Below are 597 nucleotides of genomic sequence, written 5' to 3'. Positions count from 1 at the left end.
GGGAAGTAATAATATTAGTTACAAAGAATACAATGGATGAAAGATTTTACTGGGTTTCAAGAAAGAAAGAAAAAAAGATGTTATATATAATTAAAAGAATAAAAAAATATCTAAAAATAAATAATAATATAGAGGAAAATAATATAAATAATAAAATGATGACTGAAAGTGTTGAAAAATCTGGAGGAATATTTAAGTATCTTTCAGGTAGTCAGACCTCTCAAGAAAAAGATAAGTTCATCTAATGTAATTAATACAAAATCAAATGTTCCTATGATTATTGTAGATTATAAAGAAAAAGAATCTGGGGTNNTACAAGACCTTATCAAATACAGATATTTTAATAAAATTAGAAAATTTAGATGTTNNNNATTATAGAACTAGTTAATCAATAATTGAAAGAAAAAATATATTAGATTTCATTAATTCTATANNAGATGGAAGGTTATATAAGCAATTAGAAAAATTGAAGGATAAAAAATCTATANNNNTATTGGAAGGAACTGAAGTAATTTTGGAATAGATACAAATATTTCAATAAGTTACATAAGCACATTGATATTAAAAATAATTTTGGAATATAAAATACCAGTTATA

General features: G+C 21.5%; 2 protein-coding genes. Both read left to right on the top strand.

What is annotated here, in order from left to right; all coding sequences use genetic code 11:
• Positions 1–245 (top strand): hypothetical protein (locus LUA84_RS01320; protein WP_231434085.1); only part of this gene is annotated, 245 nt, incomplete at its 5' end.
• A 146-nt stretch (positions 246–391) separates the two neighbouring features.
• Complete coding sequence (locus LUA84_RS05090; RefSeq protein WP_457913330.1) at positions 392–523, top strand: ERCC4 domain-containing protein; 132 nt, start codon at positions 392–394, stop codon at positions 521–523.
• Positions 524–597: the final 74 nt, after the last annotated feature.

The sequence above is a fragment of the Candidatus Nanopusillus massiliensis genome (assembly GCF_920984865.1).
This window is presented reverse-complemented; position numbering and strand designations above follow the sequence as displayed.